A 5,496-nucleotide genomic window follows, 5' to 3' on the forward strand; every position below is an offset into this window, starting at 1 on the left:
GTGTGGTTGTCCTTTGAGAACTCAACAGTGTGCCGATGTTTGGTGTGTTTGTCCTCGTCGGCGCTGCATCTTTGTGGGTGTGGTGTCGTGGGGTTTCTTTGAGTGCACCCTTCCTTGTTTGCCAGTGGGGTTGGGTGTTTTTGCTGGGACTGTTTGTTCCAATGTTTTTTGTTGGAGAGTTTGATCCTGGCTCAGGACGAACGCTGGCGGCGTGCTTAACACATGCAAGTCGAGCGGTAAGGCCCTTCGGGGTACACGAGCGGCGAACGGGTGAGTAACACGTGGGTGACCTGCCCTCCACTTCGGGATAAGCCTGGGAAACTGGGTCTAATACCGGATAGGACCATTGGATGCATGTCTGGTGGTGGAAAGTTTTTTCGGTGGGGGATGGGCCCGCGGTCTATCAGCTTGTTGGTGGGGTGATGGCCTACCAAGGCGACGACGGATAGCCGGCCTGAGAGGGTGATCGGCCACACTGGGACTGAGACACGGCCCAGACTCCTACGGGAGGCAGCAGTGGGGAATCTTGCGCAATGGGCGGAAGCCTGACGCAGCAACGCCGCGTGAGGGATGACGGCCTTCGGGTTGTAAACCTCTTTCGCGATCGACGAAGGTCCATCTTTTTGGTGGGCTGACGGTAGGTCGAGAAGAAGCACCGGCCAACTACGTGCCAGCAGCCGCGGTAATACGTAGGGTGCGAGCGTTGTCCGGAATTATTGGGCGTAAAGAGCTCGTAGGCGGTGTGTCGCGTCGGCCGTGAAAACCTGGGGCTTAACTCTGGGCGTGCGGTCGATACGGGCATCACTAGAGTTCGGCAGGGGAGACTGGAATTCCTGGTGTAGCGGTGAAATGCGCAGATATCAGGAGGAACACCGGTGGCGAAGGCGGGTCTCTGGGCCGATACTGACGCTGAGGAGCGAAAGCATGGGTAGCGAACAGGATTAGATACCCTGGTAGTCCATGCCGTAAACGTTGGGCGCTAGGTGTGGGGTCCATTCCACGGGTTCCGTGCCGCAGCTAACGCATTAAGCGCCCCGCCTGGGGAGTACGGCCGCAAGGCTAAAACTCAAAGGAATTGACGGGGGCCCGCACAAGCGGCGGAGCATGTGGATTAATTCGATGCAACGCGAAGAACCTTACCTGGGTTTGACATGCACTAGACGCGTCCAGAGATGGGCGTTCCCTTGTGGCTGGTGTGCAGGTGGTGCATGGCTGTCGTCAGCTCGTGTCGTGAGATGTTGGGTTAAGTCCCGCAACGAGCGCAACCCTTGTCCTATGTTGCCAGCACGTAATGGTGGGGACTCATGGGAGACTGCCGGGGTCAACTCGGAGGAAGGTGGGGATGACGTCAAGTCATCATGCCCCTTATGTCCAGGGCTTCACACATGCTACAATGGCCGGTACAGAGGGCTGCGAAGCCGTGAGGTGGAGCGAATCTCGTAAAGCCGGTCTCAGTTCGGATCGGGGTCTGCAACTCGACCCCGTGAAGTCGGAGTCGCTAGTAATCGCAGATCAGCAACGCTGCGGTGAATACGTTCCCGGGCCTTGTACACACCGCCCGTCACGTCACGAAAGTCGGTAACACCCGAAGCCCGTGGCCCAACCCGTCAGGGGGGGAGCGGTCGAAGGTGGGACTGGCGATTGGGACGAAGTCGTAACAAGGTAGCCGTACCGGAAGGTGCGGCTGGATCACCTCCTTTCTAAGGAGCTTCACCGAACACCGTCTTCCGGGGTTGTTCACAGGCGAGTGTCCTGCGCGTTCCCGGTGGGTGGTGGAGGGCCCCGAGTACCTGGCCCGGACTTCTGGTCCGGGTCGTGGGAGTGGGGTTGCTCGAGAAAAGTGGAAACACCAGACGTTCCCGGTCGCAGCTGTTGTTGTGGTCGTGGGTCGGCACACTGTTGGGTCCTGAGAGGACAACGTTCCGGTCTTCGGGTCGGGTTGTTTTCTTGGGGACGGTCAGCACCCCTTCCCCCTGGTGGGGGGTTGTGGGTGTTGGTTCGTGTGGTCGTTGAGAATTGTACAGTGGACGCGAGCATCTTTTGTTTCTGTGCACATTTGTGTCGTGATTTCTTGATGTGTGTGTTGGTCAAGTTGTCAAGGGCGCACGGTGGATGCCTGGGCACCAGGAGCCGATGAAGGACGTGGGAGGCCGCGATAGTCCTCGGGGAGCTGTCAACCGAGCGTTGATCCGAGGGTGTCCGAATGGGGAAACCCGGCACCCGTCATGGGGTGTCACCGCTGTCTGAATGTATAGGACGGTGGGAGGGAACGCGGGGAAGTGAAACATCTCAGTACCCGCAGGAGAAGAAAACAACAGTGATTCCGTGAGTAGTGGCGAGCGAAAGCGGATGAGGCTAAACCCCGCCAGTGTGAGAGCCGGCAGGCGTTGCTGGTGGGGTGTTGTGGGGCGTCACGTATCACTGCTGCCGTGGTGGTGCGGGTGTTCGTGGTGTTAGTCGAAGGCGTTGGGACGCGTCGGCGTAGAGGGTGAGACCCCCGTAGGCGAAAACACTGCGAGCATGCGTTGTGGCGTGCCCGAGTAGCAGCGAGCCCGTGAAATTCGCTGTGAATCTGCCGGGACCACCCGGTAAGCCTAAATACTCCCTGGTGACCGATAGCGGACGAGTACCGTGAGGGAAAGGTGAAAAGTACCCCGGGAGGGGAGTGAAACAGTACCTGAAACCGTGTGCCTACAAGCCGTCAGAGCAAGCTTTGTTCTTGTGATGGCGTGCCTTTTGAAGAATGAGCCTGCGAGTTAGCGGTACGTGGCGAGGTTAACCCGTCGAGGGGTAGCCGTAGCGAAAGCGAGTCCGAACAGGGCGATCTGTAGTCGCGTGCTCTAGACCCGAAGCGGGGTGATCTACCCATGGCCAGGGTGAAGCGCCGGTAAGACGGCGTGGAGGCCCGAACCCACCAGGGTTGAAAACCTGGGGGATGAGCTGTGGGTAGGGGTGAAAGGCCAATCAAACTCCGTGATAGCTGGTTCTCCCCGAAATGCATTTAGGTGCAGCGTCGCGTGGTACTCACCGGAGGTAGAGCACTGGTTGGCCTAGGGGGCCTACAAGCTTACTGAAGTCAGCCAAACTCCGAATGCCGGTGAGCGTGAGCGCGGCAGTGAGACGGCGGGCGATAAGGTTCGTCGTCGAGAGGGAAACAGCCCAGATCGCCGGCTAAGGCCCCTAAGCGTGCGCTAAGTGGGAAAGGATGTGGGATCGCCCAGACAACCAGGAGGTTGGCTTAGAAGCAGCCACCCTTGAAAGAGTGCGTAATAGCTCACTGGTCAAGTGGTCCTGCGCCGACAATGTAGCGGGGCTCAAGCGCACCGCCGAAGCCGCGGCAACGCCATGTGAACACTGCTCTGCTGTAGTGGCAGTAGCTGGTGGTGGTGTTGGGTAGGGGAGCGTCATGCGGGCGGTGAAGCGGCGGAGTGATCCAGCCGTGGAGCCCGTGTGAGTGAGAATGCAGGCATGAGTAGCGATAGCAGAGTGAGAAACTCTGCCGCCGGATGACCAAGGGTTCCTGGGCCAGGTTTTTCCGCCCAGGGTGAGCCGGGACCTAAGGCGAGGCCGACAGGCGTAGTCGATGGACAACGGGTTGATATTCCCGTGCTCGTGTAGGCGCGTCCCTGGCCAGGCCTGGTGTGCTAACCGCCCGAACCCCGGCTGTCTCCTTCGGGAGCAGCTCGGGGGGAGCGCGGGACCCCGCCTGGTAGTAGCCAAGCGATGGGGTGACGCAGGAGGGCAGCTCCGCCAGCTAGTGGTAGTGCTGGTGCAAGCGTGTAGGCCGGTGTACAGGCAAATCCGTACACCACCAAGGCTGAGACGTGACGCATAGCCGTTTGAGGCGAAGCAGAGTGATCCCATGCTGCCGAGAAAAGCCTCTAGCGAGTTCCTACGCGACCCGTACCCCAAACCAACACAGGTGGTCAGGTAGAGAATACCGAGGCGTTCGAGCGAACTGTGGTCAAGGAATTCGGCAAAATGCCCCCGTAACTTCGGGAGAAGGGGGGCCCTGTCCCGTGAAACCCCTTGCGGGTTAGCGGGGTGGGGCCGCAGAGACCAGGGGGAAGCGACTGTTTACTAAAAACACAGGTCCGTGCGAAGTCGCAAGACGATGTATACGGACTGACGCCTGCCCGGTGCTGGAACGTTAAGGGGACCGGTTAACCGCAAGGTGAAGCTGAGAACTTAAGCGCCAGTAAACGGCGGTGGTAACTATAACCATCCTAAGGTAGCGAAATTCCTTGTCGGGTAAGTTCCGACCTGCACGAATGGCGTAACGACTTCCCCGCTGTCTCGACCACAGACTCGGCGAAATTGCACTACGAGTAAAGATGCTCGTTACGCGCGGCAGGACGGAAAGACCCCGGGACCTTCACTACAGCTTGGTATTGGTGCTCGGTTCGGCTTGTGTAGGATAGGTGGGAGACTGGGAAGCCCTCACGCCAGTGAGGGTGGAGTCAACGTTGAAATACCACTCTGGTCGAATTGGGCATCTAACTTCGGACCATGATCTGGTCCAGGGACAGTGCCTGGTGGGTAGTTTAACTGGGGCGGTTGCCTCCCAAAGGGTAACGGAGGCGCCCAAAGGTTCCCTCAGCCTGGTCGGCAACCAGGTGTCGAGTGCAAGTGCACAAGGGAGCTTGACTGTGAGACCGACGGGTCGAGCAGGGACGAAAGTCGGGACTAGTGATCCGGCACCTCCATGTGGATGGGGTGTCGCTCAACGGATAAAAGGTACCCCGGGGATAACAGGCTGATCTTGCCCAAGAGTCCATATCGACGGCATGGTTTGGCACCTCGATGTCGGCTCGTCGCATCCTGGGGCTGGAGTAGGTCCCAAGGGTTGGGCTGTTCGCCCATTAAAGCGGTACGCGAGCTGGGTTTAGAACGTCGTGAGACAGTTCGGTCCCTATCCGCCGCGCGCGCAGGAGACTTGAGGAAGGCTGTCCCTAGTACGAGAGGACCGGGACGGACGAACCTCTGGTGTGCCAGTTGTCCCGCCAGGGGCACGGCTGGTTGGCTACGTTCGGAAGGGATAACCGCTGAAGGCATCTAAGCGGGAAGCCCGTTCCAAGATGAGGTCTCCCACCCCTTCGAGGGTTAAGGCCCCCACCAGACCAGTGGGTTGATAGGCCAGACATGTAAGCGCCGCAAGGCGTTCAGTGGACTGGTACTAATAGGCCGAGGACTTGCCCACACACACGTCAAGACATCACGACGTGTCAGCAACACCGGCAAACAAAAGCGCACGTAACGAAACCACTGCTGTTCGCGTCCACTGTGCATATCCCAACGACCACACACCCCACCCCACACGGTGGGCCCACCCAGGCCCACACGGTGGGGGTGGTGGGGTGTTCCGGTGGTCACAGCGGAGGGGAAACGCCCGGACCCATCCCGAACCCGGAAGCTAAGCCCTCCAGCGCCGATGGTACTGCGACCGCCAGGTCGTGGGAGAGTAGGACACCGCCGGAACACCCGACCACCCCCACC

The 5,496-nt window shown here is 59.5% G+C and carries 3 rRNA genes; all 3 read left to right on the plus strand.

Annotation, left to right across the window (positions count from 1 at the left end):
* The first annotated feature begins 168 nt into the window (after nucleotides 1–168).
* The 3 genes from ABD994_RS30750 (at nucleotide 169) to rrf (ending at nucleotide 5,478) form a co-directional block, all read left to right on the plus strand.
* A 16S ribosomal RNA gene (locus ABD994_RS30750) occupies nucleotides 169–1,700 on the plus strand.
* A 385-nt stretch (nucleotides 1,701–2,085) separates the two neighbouring features.
* A 23S ribosomal RNA gene (locus ABD994_RS30755) occupies nucleotides 2,086–5,200 on the plus strand.
* Nucleotides 5,201–5,361: 161 nt separating this feature from the next.
* Nucleotides 5,362–5,478 (plus strand): 5S ribosomal RNA (gene rrf / locus ABD994_RS30760).
* The 16S, 23S and 5S rRNA genes sit together here, the layout of an rRNA operon.
* The last annotated feature ends 18 nt before the right edge of the window (nucleotides 5,479–5,496 follow it).

The organism is Actinomycetospora chlora, assembly GCF_039542135.1.
GTDB classification, from domain to species: domain Bacteria; phylum Actinomycetota; class Actinomycetes; order Mycobacteriales; family Pseudonocardiaceae; genus Actinomycetospora; species Actinomycetospora chlora.